Below are 17,752 nucleotides of genomic sequence, written 5' to 3'. Positions count from 1 at the left end.
AACCGGTGACGGCTCCGGCGCTGTCGGTATGCGCTGCCCACATGCTGGCATATGGCCCCTCGCGCAGACGATCTTGCCGGATCGCGGCGCGAAGCAAAGATGCCGGCAGGAAACGCTGACCATCGAGATAAGCCCAGGTCGACGAACCGGGCCATGGACGGCGGCGTGTTTGCCATCGCTCGGATAAAGAGAGGTCGTAGTCTTGCTCTATCTTTGGAGACCGCCATTCCGGTTCCGTGATCGAAATACCGACGAGCGCGGCAACACGTCCGGCGCATTCGAGAAAGTCGACATGGTCGAGATGCGCGACGAGACCGAACACGTCGCCCTTTGCATCGCTGAGCGGATCGAACCATCCGCGCCCCTCATGGGTGACGATGACGATCTCGCTCCCCCGTCGAAACTTCACTGCCCGCCGCGTGCTTTCCTTCATATCGATGGCGAAGCCCGTCTGCTCGAGAACGGCAGCACACTTCACCCGTTCGCGGAGCGCCTCTATTTCTCTTCTGTCCATGCCTCTTCTTCCTCGCATTTCCTTGCCCGTCTCTTCTCGGGCACGCTTCCACCAGCCGCGAAGAGCAAAGGCCGCCAGGGCGCGGCTGACAATTGTCGGATCATGCAATGCCTGGGTCGGCCGCGGCGAAGCCTCCCTTGCGGCCTGCCGCTCGCAAGCGGCACTCAGGAACGGCGGCTCAATGAGCCGCCCATGGGAAAAATTCATGGACGATCTCCAGATCGTCGTCGGCGTCGATTTCGTCGGACGGAAGGACGCCGTATTCGCCGTCGACCGTGAACAGAGTGACCGGGACCATCAGGTCGCGGGAAAGCTGGAAGGCGTGGGACTGGGCGAGAGAAAGATCGTGCGACATTTGAAGTGGCTCCATCGGGAGCGGGCCAATTCCCGCTCGATGGCTCCTCACAAGGCCCGAGGACGGGCGCGATCACCGCGAGGCGAAGCCGGAGCGGCCGCAGCTTGCTAGCGGACCCCCTGCGGGTTGATCGTGGAAGATCCGGCACCGGGCCAGGACGCCATCCAAAAGAGCGGGATTGGTTTGCTCCAGCTGGAACGCTCTGTCGGGTACGGCATTCGCATTTGAGCCAGACGCTTCCCGCGGCTCTCGGCAACAAGATCGCTTCCGTTTTCAAGTCAAGAGCGGGCGTCGGGAGTGATTTGCCCCTCAATCGGGGTTAGGGAGGTTCGCCTTCTGGAGCGCCTCCGCGATCGATTTTGCCTCCAGCGTGCGTAAAGCACTTCGCAGGCAGTTTTCGATATCAACAACGCTCTTACCCTCGAGGGATGCGATCTCGGCGACGGTTCTGCCTCGATAAATCCATCGGATGCAGCTCTTTTCAAGCGGCGAAAGTATCCATTCCTTCATGACAAAAATCGCGGTTGGTTGCGCCGTGGTCGGCGGAGAGCGTGGCACCGAGTGCCCTCATCGAAACATCGGTGGAGGTGAGTTGGCGACGCCCCAACAAAAAGAGCTGCCGCCGGGACCTGGTCGACGGCAGCCAAGGTGCCTCGGAAAGTCGAAATCTCTTCTTCGCTCCTTTTCATGTAACGTTATAACATCTCGCATAATGCGATTTATGGAACTTGTTGTACTCTCGGAGCTGGACAGCCTGGAGATCACGCGATCATCCTCTCTTCGAAACTCGCCCGCGATCGAAGGGTGAGGCCGCTCACGGCAACCTTTAGAACTTGTGACCTGCGCAGGATCTCTTGCACGGTTTTGTTCCAATCATCCACCAGATGAGCGTTTTCTCGAGTCATCTTGTCAATGTGATCGACGGCTGCGTTAACGCCGCGCAAGCCTTCCGCCTGATGATTTGAGCCGACGGAAATTTCGTGGACAATTTGCGCAATTTGTTCGAAGCGCGATGCGATGAGCTTCAGAGTCGTTCCAGCTTTCGCGACTAGCTCAACACCGTGCGCAACCTGCCCTCCCGAGGTCGAAATAAGGTTATTGATCTCCTTAGCCGCGCTTGCCGAGCTTTGGGCGAGCGAACGAACTTCGGCAGCGACCACTGCGAATCCTTTTCCGGCCTCTCCGGCCCGCGCTGCTTCAACGCCAGCATTCAGCGCCAGAAGATTAGTTTGGAACGAAATTTGATCGATTGTTGCTATAATTTGCGACATTTGCGACGATGACCCCTCGATCTCGCCCATCGCAGCGACCGCATCCTCGACGACCGCTTCGGATTGCTTCGCCTCCGTTTGGACTGACCGGACAACCTCGTTGGCATTGGAGGCTCCGGCCGCGGTCCGCCCGATCGTAGAGGTAATTTCCGACAGTACACCCGCGGCCTCCTCGACAGAAGCTGCTTGTTGCTCAGTTCGCCTCGCCAGTTCATTAGAGATGGCGGTCATTTGAGCGGCGGTCTGGTTTACAGCGACGACCGTCTCGACGACGGAAGCGACCGTTTGTTCCAATGCCTCAACCGCGTCATTAAAATTTGTCTTCAGATCCTCGTACTCAGCTGAAAGAATCTGGTCGATCCGGATCGTTAGATCGCCCCTGGACAGATGGACCAGCCCGTCACGAAGTACTGACAGGGCTCGGCGCTGCTCAATGCTGGCAGCCTCGAATGCCAGTTCCGTCGAGCGCAAGCGATGATCAGTATCATCGTGTAATCGCCTCTGTTCATTTTCAAGAATTTCGCGCTCATCCAGGGCTTTACGGAAAAATGCCAGCGCCTGAGCCATTGAACCGATCTCATCTCGCCGCGTGAGACCGGGAATTGCGATCGTTCGATTGCCTGTGGCCAGACCCTGCATCGCGTTCGTGAGCCTAACGATCGGGAATGCAACACGCGACTGCATCCACGCGAATGCGCCAATGCACAAACTGGTCACCACAGCCAAACCGACTACAAAGAATAAGTTAGCCTCTTTGGCTGCTCTCGTGCCTAAGACAACAGCGGATGATGAGTTTTCTTTCTGGTATCGCTGGCCCCTTTTTATCGCATCTCGAATCCCTTTCAGGTAGGGCTGCGATTGGCCGAGCAGTAGGTCATGCGCTCCAGCCGAGTCGCCACCTGAAAGCATTCCAGCCAGAGGCGCTGTGAATTTTATGTAAGCGTCGTAAGTGAGGGAAATGTTATCGGAGTTCTTGGTTTCATCATCACCGACCGCCAGCGCTCCGTACTCCTTAATGGAGTCAGACATATCGAGCAGACCGGTTTCGAGTTCCCGTTCGGCCTTTGTGCGATCATCCTCACCCGAGAGAAGAAGCTGCAATTGACGTGACCGTACGGTCTCGAAGCGGGCGGCCAGCATTCCAAGGCTTTGTGCGGACGGGAGCCATTTGTTCGCTATCAACGTCGCCGTCGCGTTCACGGCGTTTAATCGATCCAACCCCGCGACACCCAGACCAATGGTGCTGAGAAGTAGCAACCCCATGGCCATCCCGACTTTTGCACGCATCGATAGCGAGATGGTGGTCATCGGCTTTGTCAGGCACTCAAGAAGATATACTTTCATCACGCACCCCCACGTATTGATATATCGATATACTGACGATGACCAGTAAATTTTCATTGAACCGTCACATCGAAATGGCGTGCGTCGAAATTGCTTATGACTGGGATCATGAGTGCTGTCGGAAGGTTGTTGAGGCCAGAACCAAGCAAGGCACAACCGTCTCCTGACGCAAATTTCTCGATATACAGTGGGAGGAATTCGCAAATCGCGTCCAAGGCTTCAACGAGATTACCCGCCAGGAGATCTACGAAGATCGTTCGCCTTGCGAGTGATCCTCGATGATACGCTCCAACCGAATTATCGCACCGTACTTTTGCTGGAAGCGTTTATCGGCGAGCCTATGGGCGAACAAAGTGGGGACTCAGGCCGTATTCTCAATATGTGCCTTAATTCAACATCGAAGCGAGGGCTCGGGGCCTATACGCAAATCGTGATGCGCTGGGCGCGCATTAAGATCAGAGCCGAGAAAGGCGTCGCATCAGTATCGCGGGAACGAAGCCACCGTCGCTTTCTCCTGCCGACGCGATGTTCGGCAGCACCCCAGTTCCGTCAATAAGTCTCGCATCACCGAATGTCGGTGACCGAGATATCGGCGTCCCCGCTGATCAGGTCCGGTCGCTTTTCTCGCAAGATCTGGATGGACGGAAAAGTGCTGTCCAGTTGCACCTGGAAAACCGCTGCAGCGCCCGCCTCGTCGCGCTTCCTTATCCGCTCGTAGATCTCACGGTGCTCATCGAAAACGACCGAATAATGGCTCTCAAGGGGGAAAGCCTGCCTGCGCACGCGATCGAGTTGTCCTGTTGCGTTGTGGATCGCCAGCCACGCATCTGGAAAGCCAGCCGTTTCACATATCAGTCTGTGGAACTCGTTGTCGAGCGCGAAGAACTCATCAACATCCTTCCTCTTCGCCGCGGCTTTCTGCTTGAACAGCGCCAATTCGAACTCTTTTTCATACTCCGGTTTGAAATTCCGGGCTGCCAGCTGTGTCAATCGCATCTCAATCGTGTCCCGGACCAACTGGCCCTGCAACACTTCCCGGAGGATGATCTTGTTCACGAAAGTTCCGTCGCTTGGAGCGATTTTGATCAGACTTTCTTTCGCTAGCTGTAAGATTGCCTCGCGCAATGGTGTTCGTGAAATTCCCAACTGGGCGCAAATATCCTTTTCAACCACGGCACTGTCCGGCGGCATCTTCAGCGAGATGATCGCATTGCGTAGGAGTTCGTACACCTGCGCCGATTTTGATGTCCGACCATCCAATTGGTCGGGGGAAAACAACGGCACGATTTGATCCACGGTCACCTCTGGGATACTCTCCGACAGCCGCGCGTACGCGGCGATTTTCCAAACAATATACCAATACATCGGAACACTCCAAAACTTTTGTCGGTGTGCATCCGGAGATTCTCGCTTGCCAACAGAATATTTATATACCAATATATCGGTAACGAAGGGCAAGGGAACTCATGAATGCTCCAATCAAAGCGAAATCCAGTCACGCCGGCCCTCACCGCGAAATCAACTCTGCTGACTTCTGACGAGGCCGTGGACATAGCGCTTCAGCACTACGGTCTCAGAGTTCGAGCCCACCGTCTCTCTGGAGAGAAAGACAGCAACTTCCGTATCTCCACCGAAGGTGGAGACGAGTATTTGCTGAAAGTCGTTAATCCAGGGGAAGATCCCGCCGTCACGAACATGCACACGATGGCACTACGGCATGTCGAGGAACGGGATCCGGGGATGCCGGTCCAACGGGTGGTCCCTACTCGTGATGGACGTTTGGATTTCGAGATTGATTATGGCCCCGATGACCGTCGCGCCGTGCGACTTGTTACATTCACCAAGGGCGAGCTGCAGCGTAAAAGTCCGCAAACCTGTCGGCAGCGCCGGAATATCGGAGCAAGCCTGGCACGTCTGCAAGAAGCGCTCGAAGATTTCCGTCACCCGGCTGAAGACCACTTTTCAACATGGGATCTCAAGAACACGCTCTCCCTGAAGCCGATGATCGATGAGATCAAGGATGCGTCCAAAGCGGCGGAGCTCCTAAGTTGGGTGGATCGCTTTGCGATGGAAGTCGTTCCGAAAATTCCTTCCCTACGCGCTCAAGTGGTCCATAACGATCTCAACAGCGACAACGTCGTCGTCGACCCTCATGAAACCGACCGAGTCGTTGGCATCATCGATTTTGGCGACATGGTGCGCACACCGGTTATCTTTGATGCCGCGGTGGCCGCGGCCTACCAGTTGACCGAGGCCGATGATCCTATGGCTGCGGCTTGCGATTTCCTCACGGGTTTCCATGGCAGACGCGCGTTGTTGGCCGAGGAAGTCGACGTGCTGTTTACGACCATTGTCGCACGCACGGTCATGCGCATCGCAATAACCGAATGGCGGGCTGTCCGGTTCCCGGAAAACCGCGCCTACATCCTGCGCAATACACCGCAGGCCTGGCTCCAATTTCACCGTCTCGCCGAAATCCCCCATTCCCGGGCAGCAGACATGCTTGCTCGCGCATTGTCGTTCTAGGAGTACGTTCGATGTCCTCATCCGCTTCCGCATATATGATCAACGGTTTCGATCCCAGCACCGTTGACAAGCTACCCGCCGATGAACAGGCGCTGATCGCGCGCCGGAGAAAGCTTCTCGGCCCCTCCTACAAGCTCTTCTACGAGCACCCGGTACATGTCGTGCGGGGGGAAGGCGTTTGGCTCTATGATCCAGAGGGCAATGCTTACCTGGACGTTTACAACAACGTCCCCTCCGTCGGTCACTGCCATCCTCGCGTCGTCGATGCCATAGCCAAGCAGTCCGCTATCCTGAACACGCACACCCGCTACCTGCATGACTCGATCCTCAAATATTCCGAGGACTTGCTCGCGACGTATCCGTGCGAAATCGCCAATGTCATGTATACCTGCACGGGTAGCGAAGCCGTCGACCTGGCACTGCGCATCTCTCGCTACTATACCGGCGGTACCGGTGTCATCGTCACCGCCAATGCCTATCACGGGCTGACGACCGCCGTCGCCGAGATCTCGCCTTCGATGGGTCCGAATGTCCCTATCGGCCAGCATGTCTATGTGGTCGACGCTCCGGACCAGTATCGCAGCGAGGGCGAGGACGTTGGCGAAGTGTTTGCCCAGCGCGTCGAAGACGCAATCAAGACGATGCAGCGCCATGGTATCAAGCTTGCGGCCTTCATCGCAGACGGCATCTTCTCGACCGATGGCATCCTGACCGAACCAGCAGGTTTCCTCAAGAAGACGGTCGACGTCGTTCACACCGCCGGCGGCCTTTACATCGCTGACGAAGTTCAGCCCGGGTTCGGCCGCACCGGTACGCATTGGTGGGGCTTCCAACGCCACGGCATCGTTCCCGATCTCGTGGTTATGGGCAAGCCGATGGGTAACGGCATGCCGATCGCCGGCGTCGCAGCTAAGCCGGAAGTTTTGGAGCGCTTCGGCAACGATATCCGCTACTTCAACACCTTCGGCGCCAATACGGTTTCCATTGCCGCCGCGCAGGCTGTTCTCGACGTCATCAAGGACGAGAAGCTGATGGAGAATTCCGCCAAGATCGGTGAATACATGGTCGGCGGCATGCGAAAACTCCAGGACAAGTACGAAAAAATCGGCGCGGTCCGCGGTGCAGGCCTGTTCATGGGTATGGAGTTCGTAACCGACCGCAAGTCGAAGACGCCGAACGGCAAACTCTCGCTTGGCGTTGTGAATGGACTTCGTGAAAAGCGCATGCTGATCAGCGCTTCGAGTTCATTCGGGCATGTCCTGAAGATTCGTCCTCCCTTGCCGTTCACCGTGGAAAACGCCGACCTCTTCTTGTCCGCTTTGGACGAGGTACTCGCCGAACTCTCGTAGGCCCTCGGGCCTACGCAAAAACAAAAGACGGGAAAACCCGCGCCATCCTTAACCTTCCTAAAGGGGAATGACATGAAACTCTCGCTTATCGCTACTGCCAGCGCGCTGGCGCTCACGCTGATTTCTACCGCGCACGCGGAAGACACAATCAAGATCGCCACCGAGGGCGTCTACCCTCCGTTCAACTATGTCGAAGGCGGCAAGCTGACCGGCTTTGACGTCGACATCGCCAACGCGCTCTGCGAAAAGGCGAAGCTCAAGTGCGAGATCGTCACTCAGGAATGGGACGGCATGATCCCCGCTCTTGTCGCGCACAAGTTCGACGCCATTGTCGCTTCGATGAACATCACCGAAGAGCGCAAGAAGAAGATCGACTTCACCGCGAAATACTACGACACGCCTGCGAAGTTCATGGCTCCGAAGGATGCCAAGGTCACCGATATCTCGCCCGCCGCTCTCGCCGGCAAAACGATCGGGGTCCAGGGGTCGACGACGCAGCAGAATTTCCTTGAAGCGAAATACAAAGATTCCACGATCAAGACCTACACAACCGTTGATGATGCAAGCGCCGACCTGGCCGCTGGTCGCCTTGATGTTGTCCTGTCCGACAAGATCCTGCTCGACGAATGGCTCAAGAAGTCGTCGGACGGGTCCTGCTGCGAACTGGTCGGCGACGATCTGCGTGACCCGTTGTTTGGCGCCGGCAAGGGTGTTGGTGTCCGCAAGGAGGATACGGCACTGCGTGAGAAGCTCGATGCCGCGCTGAAGGAAATCCTCGCCGATGGTAGCTACAAGACCATCAATGCGAAGTATTTCCCCTTCTCGATTTATTGAGACCGATCATCCTGGCGCCCGGCCAGCAATGGCCGGGCATTGATCTTTTCGGGAGACGACGGGTGGATCTTCTTCATTTACTTTCATTAGACCCTGAAGGTTGGGGCGGACCGCTGCTCGAAGGGCTTTCGTTGACGATCAGGCTGGCGCTCGCCACGCTTCCGTTCGGACTTCTGCTCGGCTTGGGTCTCGCACTGTTGATCAACGGCAAGCGGAAATGGCTTGCCGGCGCGGCAACTGTCTTTGCGACGACATTTCGCGCGCTGCCGGAATTGCTCACGCTGTTCATCATCTACTACGGCGGCGGAATGGTCCTGCAAAGTGTTTCACAACTGCTGTTCGGTGTCCCTTTTGGAGAATTCAGCGGATTTATCGCTGGTATGATCGCTCTCGGTATCGTTTTCGCCTCCTTCGCCTCCGAGACATTTGTGGCTGCGCTGCGCTCGATTCCGCGTGGGCAGCACGAGGCTGCCGCAGCCCTTGGTCTGTCGCGGTGGCGCACTTTTGCAAGCGTCATCGGCCCGCAGCTCTGGAGGCTTGCCCTCCCCGGCCTGGGCAATCTTTGGTTCGTGCTCCTTAAAGATACGTCATTGGTCTCCATTATCTCGCTTTCGGATCTAATGCGTCAGACTAATCTTGCCGTCGCGAATACCAAGGAACCGCTGTTTTTCTATGCCGTCGCCTGTCTGATCTATCTCGCCGTCTCGATGATTTCGTCGGGCGCCATAGGCCTGCTTGAAGCGCGATCCAATCGCGGGATTGTGGGAGGCCGTTGATGAATTTCGAGCTTTTGTCGAATTACGGTCCGAAAATCCTCTGGGGCCTCGTTGTCACGCTCCAGCTTGTCCTGACCTCAGCGCTTATCGGCGCGGTGTTTGCTCTCCCGCTCGCCATTGTGCGCAACAGCAGCTATGCAATTCCTCGCTATTTGGCCAAGGCCTATATCGTCTTCTTTCGCGGAACCCCGCTGCTCGGGCAGATATTCCTGATCTACTATGGTGCAGGTCAGATCCGTTCTGAACTGACAGCCCTTGGAGTCTGGTGGCTGTTCCGGGATGCGTATTTCTGCGCGCTCTTCGCTTTCACCTTGAACACTATCGCCTACCAGGCTGAAATCCTGCGGGGCGCGCTGAGCTCCCTGCCCCGCGGTCAGCTTGAAGCCGCAAACTCACTTGGCCTCAGCCAAACAACGACGTTCTTCCAGATCCTTCTCCCCCAAGCGATGATCATTGCGTTGCGCCCGCTTGGAAACGAGTTGATCCTTTCGTTGAAGGCTTCGGCCCTCGCAAGCGTTATCACTGTTCCTGAGCTGATGCAGGCCACGAAGCTGGCCTTCTCGCGATCGTTTGATTTCCAGGTCTATATATGGGCCGCTGTTCTCTACCTGATGATGGTGGAAACGATCCGTCGGCTGTGGGGCGTTCTCGAATTGTATCTTACCCGACATCTCCGCCATCGTGTCGCGCCGGCTAGTAAGCCGCCGGTTGTCGTGCAGGCGTGACCAATATGGAGCTTTCGATGGCCGAAAAGTCTGCCAACTGCGCCGTGGAGTTCGACAACGTCTCCAAGTGGTATGGCAACCACCAGGTCCTGACGGACATCAGCCTTCAGGTGAAGGAAGGAGAGAGGATTGTCATCGCGGGGCCTTCGGGATCGGGCAAATCAACGATGATCCGCTGCATCAATCATCTCGAGCAACATCAGAAGGGGCGGATTCTGGTCGAGGGCGTTCAGTTGACCAACGAACGGAAGCAGATTGAAGCCGTTCGCCGGGAGGTCGGAATGGTGTTTCAGCACTTCAACCTGTTCCCACACAAGACGATCCTCGAGAACTGCACCCTGGCGCTCAGGTCGGTGCGGGGCATGTCGCGTTCCGAGGCCAACGATGTGGCGATGGGCTTCCTTGAAAAGGTGAGGATCCCTGAACAGGCTAACAAGTATCCAGGACAACTTTCAGGCGGCCAGCAGCAGCGCGTCGCTATTGCCCGTTCTCTCGCGATGAAGCCGAGAATCATGCTCTTCGATGAGCCGACCTCCGCACTCGACCCGGAAATGATCCGGGAGGTTCTCGACGTCATGGTCAATCTCGCTGAGAGCGGAATGACCATGCTTTGCGTCACCCATGAGATGGGATTTGCACGACAGGTCGCCGATCGTGTGATCTTCATGGCAGATGGAAAGATCGTGGAGACCGCGCGGCCCGCCGCGTTTTTCGACAATCCCAGGGAGGCGCGTACGCGGGCCTTCCTCAGACAGCTCTTGCACTAGGCCAACACCATGAAAACGATCCTGATTACCGGAGCCGCTGGAAATGTCGGCCGACTGATCCGTCCCCTGATGAAGGATAATTATATGCTCAGGGTCACGGGGCGGAATGACTTTGCCACTGAGGTCGGAGAGGAGAAAGTCATCGGTGACCTCACATCCGCGGCGTTCTGCCGGGAGGTCGTGCGAGGTGTCGATGGCGTTGTGCATCTCGCCGGATTGGTCGGGCCCGATGTCGACTTCGAGGATACGCTTGATCCGAACTATCGCGCTGTTCTTTATCTGCTTGAAGCGTGCCGGGCATCGAAAGTGGGCCGGTTCGTTTTCGCCAGCAGTCATCATATTGTTGGTCAGTATCCTTCCGCTCGTCAATATGACCATTCTGTTACGCCCGCGCCCGATGGCTATTATGGTCTGAGCAAAGCCTTTGGCGAAGCTGCCAGCGCAATGTATGCCCAACGCTACGGCATCAAGACCATGCTCCTGCGCATAGGCAATGCTGATCCCAAAGTGGTGGACGGCCGGCGCGAACGGATCTGGACCAGTGGACGGGACATGGTCCAGCTGATCGAGATCGGATTAATGCATCCCGAGATCGGATGTGACGTCGTCTATTCCGTGTCGAACTGCCCGAACGCCGTGTTCGACAACATCCGCGCCGAGCAGCTCGGCTATCGGCCGCAGGATTTCGCCGGTGACCACAGAGCCGAGGAGTTTCGATCGCTATCGGAATTGCCCGCCGAGGCGACGACGAAAGTGGGCGGTTTTTTTGCCGTTAACCCGCTGCCCGCACCGACGCGTGACTAGAGCAAGAGATTAATCACGGGGAGGAATATATATGAAGATCATATCGGCCGAAGTTTTTCTTGTCGAGATACCCTTTGCACTGCGCGGAACGGGGGTCGGCATAATGCCTACCGCCTGGAAGACATTGGAATTTGCTCTTGTGCGATTGGAGGACGAGCTCGGAAATGTCGGGTGGGGTGAAGGCTTTGGCTATTCGCTGATAGACGCCACCAAATCCGTGATCGATCGCTTGATCCTGCCGCTTCTGGTAGGGACGGAGATCGATGACATTCCAGCGTGGAATGCAAAGACGCAGCGCCAGTTACATATGTTCGGGCGTTACGGAGTGACGATCTTCGCGATTTCCGGTGTTGACATCGCTCTATGGGATCTCAAGGCGAAACGAGCCGGAAAGCCGCTTTATCAGCTCCTGGCAGGAGAGCGCCAGGTCCGCCACGAAATTCCCTTCTACGCCAGCCTGGTTCGGTATGCTGAGCACGACCTCGTGGTCGATGCGTCAAAGCAGGTGACGGACGCGGGTTTCAACCGCATCAAACTGCATGAGATCACGCTGCCTGCGATCACCGCATGCCGGAGGACGGTGGGAAATCACACGGATATCTGCGTCGATGTCAATTGTGCTTGGTCGCGCGAATTCATTGAGAACAACCTTGCCGAACTGAAGGCGCTCGCTCTCACGTGGCTGGAAGAGCCGATTTACCCACCTGAGGATTTTTCGGCACTGGCTGCGCTCCGCGGCAAGGGGTTGAATATCGCCGCCGGTGAAAACTGGTGCACAAGCTTCCAGATCGAGCAAGCTTTGAACGCAGGCGCTGTCGATTTTCTGCAGCCGAGCATGACCAAAGTTGGCGGGATTTCCGAGTATCTGAGAATTGTGGATCTGGCAGATGCGGCCAATACGACGCTCATGCCGCATTCCCCATACTTCGGCCCAGGCTTTTATGCCTCGCTACAGGTTGCGGCTGCACGTCCATCGATCACCGCGCTGGAGTACAATTTTGTTCAACCGGAAGCCTGGCTTGCCGACGTAGAGGGTATTCGTAACGGCGACATGATCCGCGTCTCGGACCAACCCGGAATCGGCTTCGAGCCCGATCTGGATGTCGTCAAGAAATACGGTCGAGTATTAGGGAGCCGCTATCAATGAAGGCCAACGCCATCAAAACGATCTGGTCGGAGGGTGGCTGTGTCCTCAACGGCTGGCTTTCAATCGCCAATGCCTTTTCGGCGGAAATTATGGCCGAGCAAGGCTACGACAGTATCGGGATCGACCTGCAGCACGGGATTGTCGACTACCAGGCGGCGGTCTCCATGCTGCAGGCGATGCGAGCAAGCGGCGTCGTCCCGCTTATTCGTGTTCCTTGGCTCGACCCTGCCCTGATCATGAAGGCTCTTGATGCCGGCGCTTACGGCATTGTCTGCCCGATGATCAATTCGCGAGCCGAGGCTGAAAGGCTCGTGTCCTACGTTCGCTATCCACCGAAAGGAGTTCGTAGCTTTGGACCGTCCCGCGCCGCTATCTCGGCGGGCGCCAATTACGGCCAGGAAGCAGACGATCAGGTACTTTGCTTTGCGATGATCGAAACAGCGGAAGCAATGAGAAATCTCGATGAGATCGTCGCGACACCCGGTCTCGACGGTGTCTATATCGGACCTGCCGATCTGACGATCGGGCTCACGGGCATGAAATACCCGACCGGTTTCGATCGGGAAGAACCAGAGTTGATCGAGAACATCAAGCGGATCTTGAGTGCGGCGCACGGCGCCGGGATCAGCGCGGCACTTCATTGCGGAACGCCAACCTATGCAGCCAAAGCTGCAGAATGGGGATTCGACATGGTCACGGTCTCGAACGATGTCAGGTTGTTGGCGGGCGCAGCTGCCGCGAGTGTCAAAACGTTCCGTGATCTGAGGAGCGCATCAAGGTCAACCGGGGCAACCGAGCCCACGAAGCAATCAGGCGGCAAAAGCACATACTGAAACGGGAGAAAAAATCAAAAATGACAGTAAACGTTTCGCCGGCACAGGTTGTCGGGAATGGCACAACTCAGATAATAGCGGTGACCGGATGGATGGGCGATCACCGTCTGTTTGATCCGTTCCTGCCGCTGATCGATAAGCAACGCTACAGCTTCGCGCTTCTGGATGCGCGCGGCTATGGCAGTCGGATTCAGGAAGACGGCCCCTATACTGTCGAGCAGATTGCAGCGGACATTGTCGCCTGCGCCGATCGACTTAGATGGCACCGCTTTCATGTTATTGGACACTCAATGGCCGGGATGTCGGCGCAGCGTCTGGCCATTGATATTCCGGAGAGGCTTCTTTCGGCGATCCTGCTGGCACCTGTGCCAGCTTCGGGTGCAAGGATTGATGACCAGCGCAGGGAGCTTTTGCTGGCCGCGGTGCGCGACCCCGACGCAAGAAAGAAGCTGATCAGTGCAAACACCGGCGGCATCCGATCCGATGACTGGGTCGAAAGGTTGCGCGACACCAGCCTCGCTGGCACCCGTCCCGACGTGCTGGAAGCCTATATGGCATCGTGGACCGGCAAAGGATTTGCCGAAGAAATTCAGAATGCTCGCGTGCCAGTGCGTGTGATCGTCGGCGAGAAGGATCCAGGTGCGGTGCCGGAACGGCTGCGCGAGACGATCGGTTCCTGGTTCCCTGATTTCGAACTCCGCGTGCTGAAGGGATGCGGCCACTATCCCATGTGGGAGGAGCCTGCGATCTTCTCTGAGGCGTTGTTCGAAACGATTGCCTGAGCAGGCCGGCTAATCAAGAATCCTTCGGTTCCGGCGCTCGATGCGCCGGGACTTTTCCCGTTGCGACAGCTGAAGCCGATTGGAACCGCAATCAGAATATCGCGGGCTCATCGGTCGGGCCGCCGTAAGCCGATTCCAGGAAGTCAAAGTCGCAGCCTTTGTCAGCTTGCTGAATGTGCTTCGAGAACATTGCTCCGTACCCTCGGGTAAAACGTGGCGGGAGCGGTTGATATGTGGCGCGGCGGCGAGCGATCTCGTCATCGTCTAGCTCCAGTTTGATCGTCCGGTTGGGGACGTCGATCGAGATCATATCGCCAGTCCTGACAAGGGCCAACGTGCCGCCGATGTATGCTTCCGGCGCCACGTGAAGGATGCATGCTCCATAACTGGTCCCGCTCATCCGCGCATCGGAAATGCGCACCATGTCACGGACACCCTGCTTCACAAGCTTTTTCGGTATTGGAAGCATGCCCCACTCAGGCATGCCTGGCCCGCCTTGAGGTCCCGCATTGCGCAAGATCAGCACGTGATCTGCGGTCACCTCGAGATCATCAGAATCGATGACGGCCTTCATGGCAGGAAAATCATCGAAGACGAGAGCTGGACCGGTGTGCTTGAGATATTGCGGGGAGCAGGCGCTCGGCTTGATGACCGCGCCGTCCTCGGCAAGATTTCCCTTGAGGACCGCCAGCGCGCCCTCGGCGTAGATCGGATTGTCCAGCGGCCGGATGACATCGTCATTGTAGACCTCGGCGCCGGCAATATTCTCACCGATGGTATTGCCGTTGACGGTGCGTTCTTCAAGAAACAGACTGGCCTCCAGACGCTTCATAAGCGCTGGCAGCCCGCCGGCGTAATAGAAGTCCTCCATCAGGTAAGTATCTCCGCTCGGCCGGACATTGGCGATGACGGGGATGATGCGGCTTGCCCGGTCGAAGTCGTTGAGGGTCACATCGTGTCCTGCGCGACGTGCCATGGCGACCAGATGAATCACCGCATTGGTCGAACAGCCCATGGCCATCGAAACCACAATGGCATTGTCGAAGGCGTTGCGGGTCAAGATCTTGGAAGGTGTGAGATCGTCCCAGACCATATCGACGCAGCGGCGCCCGGCTTCGGCACACATGCGGATGTGGTTGACGTCAGCGGCCGGGATAGACGATGCGCCGGGCAACGTCATGCCTATCGATTCGGCGATGGCCGTCATCGTTGACGCCGTACCCATGGTCATGCAGTGGCCATGGCTTCTTGCGATGCCACCCTCGATATCCTGCCAGTCCTTGTCGGTAATGTTCCCGGCACGGCGTTCATCCCAGAACTTCCAGGCATCCGAACCGGAGCCAAGCGTCTTGCCTTTCCAATTGCCGCGGAGCATTGGTCCCGCAGGAACATAGATAGCCGGGACGCCCGCGCTGATCGCTCCCATTATCAATCCGGGCGTGGTTTTGTCACAGCCGCCCATAAGCACCACGCCATCGACTGGATGCGATCGAATAAGCTCTTCGGTATCCATAGCGAGCATGTTTCGATAAAGCATGGTCGTGGGCTTCACGAAGTTTTCTGACAGCGAAAGCGCAGGCAGCTCTATCGGAAAGCCACCAGCCTGAAACACACCCCGCTTGATGTCATCGACCCTGGTCTTGAAGTGGGCATGGCAGGGGTTGATATCTGACCATGTATTGATGATCGCGATGACAGGCCGCCCGGCCCAGTCTTCCACACCGTAGCCCATCTGCATGATGCGCGATCGATGTCCAAACCCTTTGAGGTCGTCAGGAGCGAACCATCTGGCGCTTCTCAACGTTTCGGGAGTCTTTTTCATGGGACCAATCCATCCGTATCCGAAAAGCCGAACAGCTTTGCCGGATTGTCTACGAGAATGCGCCTGAAGACCTCTTGGTCGTTCAGCTGCGAGGCGAAATTGTCGATTGCTGCCCCGTCATCGATCGGGCGGAAAGGAACGATCCCTTCCGCAGGGATCCCGGTGCCGGCACCTGGATGTGGCCAGTTCGATCCCCAGAGGAGCCTGGAGCTATTGGCGCGAACCAGTGCTCGAACGAGCGGCATAACGTCGTCTTGCGTTGGAGATGACGACACGAGGTAGGGTGCGGAGAGTTTCACATATACATGCCCCGCTGCGACAAGATCGAGCAAGACGTCGAAGCCGGGCTGCTCGATACCTTCACCAGCGTTCGCGCGGCCAAAGTGATCGATCACCAAAGGCGTCGGTGCCTGTCTGAAATCGTTCTCCAACGCAGCCACGATCTTGAGCTCGGTGAAGATCTGGACATGCCACCCAAGAGGTTCCGCGATTTCAATCGCTTGATAGAGTTGCTTTCGAATCCTGTCGAGATCTGCGGCCGCGGCGGCCGCCAGATTGAGCCTCATACCTACAACGCCGCCATGTGCCAGGTCTTGAAGGTCGCGCGAAGGCGTCTCGTTATCCACCACTGCGATCGCTCGCGCACCGGGGCCGATCTTGGCAACTGCGTCGAGTGTGCACCGATTGTCGGTTCCATAGATACTCGGCTGGACAATAACAACGCGATCGAAGCTCAAGGCGCGTTGATGAGCTGCCAAAGCTTCGACGGGCGCCGGCGGCGGCGTGTAGGAACGGCCGTTCCACATCGGAAACTCGGCATCATTTCCGAAGACATGGACGTGACAGTCGCAAGCACCCCGGGGGACATTGCTAATAATTTCGCTGTGGGCGACGCCGAGAACCGGATCTTTCGTCATCGGATCAGTTTTCTTGCGCATGATTGGCCCACCATTGCGACTGTTGATCCTCGATGTCCTGAAGAAGACGCATAGCCGGAAGGACAGATCGACCGGTGACGCGAGGGGCTCTCCCCTCTCGAACTGCGTTGATAAAATCCCGACTGACCTGAGCATTGTTGTCCTGTTCGGACAGAACGGAATGCTCTTGCCCGCCAACTGACATAAATCCCTTTAAGATATCCAGGCGGTAAGAATCCCTATCAGTCACCGCGAAAACATCAAAGATCCTCTCGCGTGAGTAATAGGATCCCGTGCACACGATCGATTGATGCTCATCCGTTTCGACGATTGCAGCCAGTTCCATCGGAATACCCGTTTGAGGAAGCGGTGGCGGCATTATCGAGAAAGACCGCGAAATCCGGCTGGCGGCGGCTTCGGGATCGCCACCACCGCAAAGCCACAGTCCGACATCGACCAGATGGGCGCCGTGGTGCCAGAGGAGGTTGTCTGTCCAGGTTCTTCGAAGACCGGTTGAGCCGATATTTTCAAGGCGGTGGAGAAACAGCCGCGAGTGAACGTGGCGGATTCTTTCGGTGCCCTCAGCAACCCTTCTGCAGAGTTCAATATGCTCGCTTCGAAAACGCATGGGGTGCACGACGCCGAGTGCCAGTCCTTTTTGTTCAGCCTTGGCAACAACCGCTTCGGCGTCTTTGTAGTTCATGGCGAGCGGGATCTCTACGAGCACATGTTTTCCCGCGTCGAGCGCTTCAATAGCCATGGCGGCATGCGTTGCGCTCGGCCCTGCAATAATGACCACGTCGATATCAGAGGCGAGCGCTTCCGCGTAGTCCACGGTCCACTTTCGATAGCCAAACGTCTGCGCAAACTCCGCGGTGTCATCGGGTTCGCGCCCGACCAACGTATGGAGCACGCAATCCTCCTCCTTCAGGCTGTCGGAGTGCCACGTGCCCATCATGCCATGGCCAACCATACAAACCTTCATG

General features: G+C 57.0%; 17 protein-coding genes. 10 read left to right on the top strand and 7 right to left on the bottom strand.

All coding sequences use genetic code 11. The features are described 5' to 3' along the window. The 4 genes from PIB16_RS21955 to PIB16_RS21935 form a co-directional block, all read right to left on the bottom strand. Positions 1-514 (bottom strand): DUF3991 domain-containing protein (locus tag PIB16_RS21955; protein ID WP_271046324.1); only part of this gene is annotated, 514 nt, incomplete at its 3' end. 178 nt (positions 515-692) lie between these two features. After that, a complete protein-coding gene (locus tag PIB16_RS21950) occupies positions 693-869 on the bottom strand; it encodes a hypothetical protein (RefSeq protein WP_162854294.1) in 177 nt (58 codons plus the stop codon). Positions 870-1,630: 761 nt separating this feature from the next. Beyond that, the gene (locus PIB16_RS21940) at positions 1,631-3,484 is read right to left on the bottom strand and encodes a HAMP domain-containing methyl-accepting chemotaxis protein (protein WP_161991860.1); all 1,854 of its coding nucleotides are present in this window, start codon (positions 3,482-3,484) and stop codon (positions 1,631-1,633) included. A gap of 564 nt (positions 3,485-4,048) precedes the next feature. After that, on the bottom strand, positions 4,049-4,849 hold the full coding sequence (locus PIB16_RS21935; RefSeq protein WP_269703612.1) for a GntR family transcriptional regulator: 801 nt from the start codon (positions 4,847-4,849) through the stop codon (positions 4,049-4,051). A 105-nt stretch (positions 4,850-4,954) separates the two neighbouring features. Here PIB16_RS21935 and PIB16_RS21930 point away from each other — a divergent pair, with 105 nt between their 5' ends. The 10 genes from PIB16_RS21930 (at position 4,955) to PIB16_RS21885 (ending at position 14,027) form a co-directional block, all read left to right on the top strand. Then, on the top strand, positions 4,955-6,010 hold the full coding sequence (locus PIB16_RS21930; protein ID WP_142859650.1) for a phosphotransferase: 1,056 nt from the start codon (positions 4,955-4,957) through the stop codon (positions 6,008-6,010). An 11-nt stretch (positions 6,011-6,021) separates the two neighbouring features. Then, positions 6,022-7,359 carry an aspartate aminotransferase family protein gene (locus PIB16_RS21925; protein WP_142859651.1) on the top strand — a complete coding sequence of 446 codons (1,338 nt, stop codon included), beginning with the start codon at positions 6,022-6,024 and terminating at the stop codon, positions 7,357-7,359. A gap of 72 nt (positions 7,360-7,431) precedes the next feature. Further along, positions 7,432-8,193, top strand: a complete 762-nt coding sequence (locus PIB16_RS21920) for a transporter substrate-binding domain-containing protein (RefSeq protein WP_142859652.1) — start codon at positions 7,432-7,434, stop codon at positions 8,191-8,193. A gap of 62 nt (positions 8,194-8,255) precedes the next feature. After that, positions 8,256-8,969 (top strand): ABC transporter permease, encoded by a 714-nt coding sequence (locus PIB16_RS21915; protein WP_142859654.1) that lies wholly within the window; start codon positions 8,256-8,258, stop codon positions 8,967-8,969. Then, a complete protein-coding gene (locus PIB16_RS21910; protein ID WP_142859655.1) occupies positions 8,969-9,694 on the top strand; it encodes an ABC transporter permease in 726 nt (241 codons plus the stop codon). Before PIB16_RS21915 ends, PIB16_RS21910 begins: the two co-directional genes overlap by 1 nt. Before the next feature lie 17 nt (positions 9,695-9,711). Further along, positions 9,712-10,461, top strand: a complete 750-nt coding sequence (locus PIB16_RS21905; RefSeq protein WP_142859657.1) for an amino acid ABC transporter ATP-binding protein — start codon at positions 9,712-9,714, stop codon at positions 10,459-10,461. A 9-nt stretch (positions 10,462-10,470) separates the two neighbouring features. Next, the gene (locus PIB16_RS21900) at positions 10,471-11,265 is read left to right on the top strand and encodes an NAD-dependent epimerase/dehydratase family protein (protein ID WP_142859659.1); all 795 of its coding nucleotides are present in this window, start codon (positions 10,471-10,473) and stop codon (positions 11,263-11,265) included. A 31-nt stretch (positions 11,266-11,296) separates the two neighbouring features. Continuing rightward, a complete protein-coding gene (locus PIB16_RS21895) occupies positions 11,297-12,412 on the top strand; it encodes a mandelate racemase/muconate lactonizing enzyme family protein (protein ID WP_269703605.1) in 1,116 nt (371 codons plus the stop codon). Next, positions 12,409-13,245 (top strand): HpcH/HpaI aldolase family protein, encoded by an 837-nt coding sequence (locus tag PIB16_RS21890; RefSeq protein ID WP_142859663.1) that lies wholly within the window; start codon positions 12,409-12,411, stop codon positions 13,243-13,245. The genes PIB16_RS21895 and PIB16_RS21890 overlap by 4 nt, the downstream gene beginning before the upstream one ends. 20 nt (positions 13,246-13,265) lie before the next feature. Next, on the top strand, positions 13,266-14,027 hold the full coding sequence (locus tag PIB16_RS21885; protein WP_142859665.1) for an alpha/beta fold hydrolase: 762 nt from the start codon (positions 13,266-13,268) through the stop codon (positions 14,025-14,027). Positions 14,028-14,118: 91 nt separating this feature from the next. Here the strand turns inward: PIB16_RS21885 and araD are convergent, their stop codons facing one another. Genes araD through PIB16_RS21870 form a run of 3 tightly spaced genes read right to left on the bottom strand, consistent with a single transcriptional unit; the run spans position 14,119 to position 17,751 of the window. After that, positions 14,119-15,849: an L-arabinonate dehydratase gene (gene araD / locus PIB16_RS21880; RefSeq protein ID WP_271046323.1), complete on the bottom strand. Its 1,731-nt coding sequence runs from the start codon at positions 15,847-15,849 to the stop codon at positions 14,119-14,121. Further along, entirely contained in the window at positions 15,846-16,787 is a 942-nt protein-coding gene (locus tag PIB16_RS21875; protein WP_236774489.1) for an amidohydrolase family protein, read from the bottom strand. The genes araD and PIB16_RS21875 overlap by 4 nt, the downstream gene beginning before the upstream one ends. Next, a complete protein-coding gene (locus PIB16_RS21870) occupies positions 16,771-17,751 on the bottom strand; it encodes a Gfo/Idh/MocA family protein (RefSeq protein WP_142859669.1) in 981 nt (326 codons plus the stop codon). Before PIB16_RS21870 ends, PIB16_RS21875 begins: the two co-directional genes overlap by 17 nt. Between the last annotated feature and the right edge of the window lies 1 nt (position 17,752).

The sequence above is a fragment of the Agrobacterium sp. ST15.13.015 genome (assembly GCF_027871645.1).
Taxonomy (GTDB): Bacteria; Pseudomonadota; Alphaproteobacteria; order Rhizobiales; family Rhizobiaceae; genus Agrobacterium; species Agrobacterium leguminum.
Note: the sequence above shows the minus strand (reverse complement) of the source record. Positions and strands in the feature narration are given on the sequence as shown.

Bases quoted from the DNA above. Each gene is read 5' to 3' on its own strand.
- PIB16_RS21950 (WP_162854294.1), bottom strand. From the start codon at position 869: ATGTCGCACGATCTTTCTCTCGCCCAGTCCCACGCCTTCCAGCTTTCC.
- PIB16_RS21940 (WP_161991860.1), bottom strand. From the start codon at position 3,484: ATGAAAGTATATCTTCTTGAGTGCCTGACAAAGCCGATGACCACCATC.
- PIB16_RS21935 (WP_269703612.1), bottom strand. From the start codon at position 4,849: ATGTATTGGTATATTGTTTGGAAAATCGCCGCGTACGCGCGGCTGTCG.
- PIB16_RS21930 (WP_142859650.1), top strand. From the start codon at position 4,955: ATGCTCCAATCAAAGCGAAATCCAGTCACGCCGGCCCTCACCGCGAAA.
- PIB16_RS21925 (WP_142859651.1), top strand. From the start codon at position 6,022: ATGTCCTCATCCGCTTCCGCATATATGATCAACGGTTTCGATCCCAGC.
- PIB16_RS21920 (WP_142859652.1), top strand. From the start codon at position 7,432: ATGAAACTCTCGCTTATCGCTACTGCCAGCGCGCTGGCGCTCACGCTG.
- PIB16_RS21910 (WP_142859655.1), top strand. From the start codon at position 8,969: ATGAATTTCGAGCTTTTGTCGAATTACGGTCCGAAAATCCTCTGGGGC.
- PIB16_RS21905 (WP_142859657.1), top strand. From the start codon at position 9,712: ATGGCCGAAAAGTCTGCCAACTGCGCCGTGGAGTTCGACAACGTCTCC.
- PIB16_RS21900 (WP_142859659.1), top strand. From the start codon at position 10,471: ATGAAAACGATCCTGATTACCGGAGCCGCTGGAAATGTCGGCCGACTG.
- PIB16_RS21895 (WP_269703605.1), top strand. From the start codon at position 11,297: ATGAAGATCATATCGGCCGAAGTTTTTCTTGTCGAGATACCCTTTGCA.
- PIB16_RS21890 (WP_142859663.1), top strand. From the start codon at position 12,409: ATGAAGGCCAACGCCATCAAAACGATCTGGTCGGAGGGTGGCTGTGTC.
- PIB16_RS21885 (WP_142859665.1), top strand. From the start codon at position 13,266: ATGACAGTAAACGTTTCGCCGGCACAGGTTGTCGGGAATGGCACAACT.
- araD (WP_271046323.1), bottom strand. From the start codon at position 15,849: ATGAAAAAGACTCCCGAAACGTTGAGAAGCGCCAGATGGTTCGCTCCT.
- PIB16_RS21875 (WP_236774489.1), bottom strand. From the start codon at position 16,787: ATGCGCAAGAAAACTGATCCGATGACGAAAGATCCGGTTCTCGGCGTC.
- PIB16_RS21870 (WP_142859669.1), bottom strand. From the start codon at position 17,751: ATGAAGGTTTGTATGGTTGGCCATGGCATGATGGGCACGTGGCACTCC.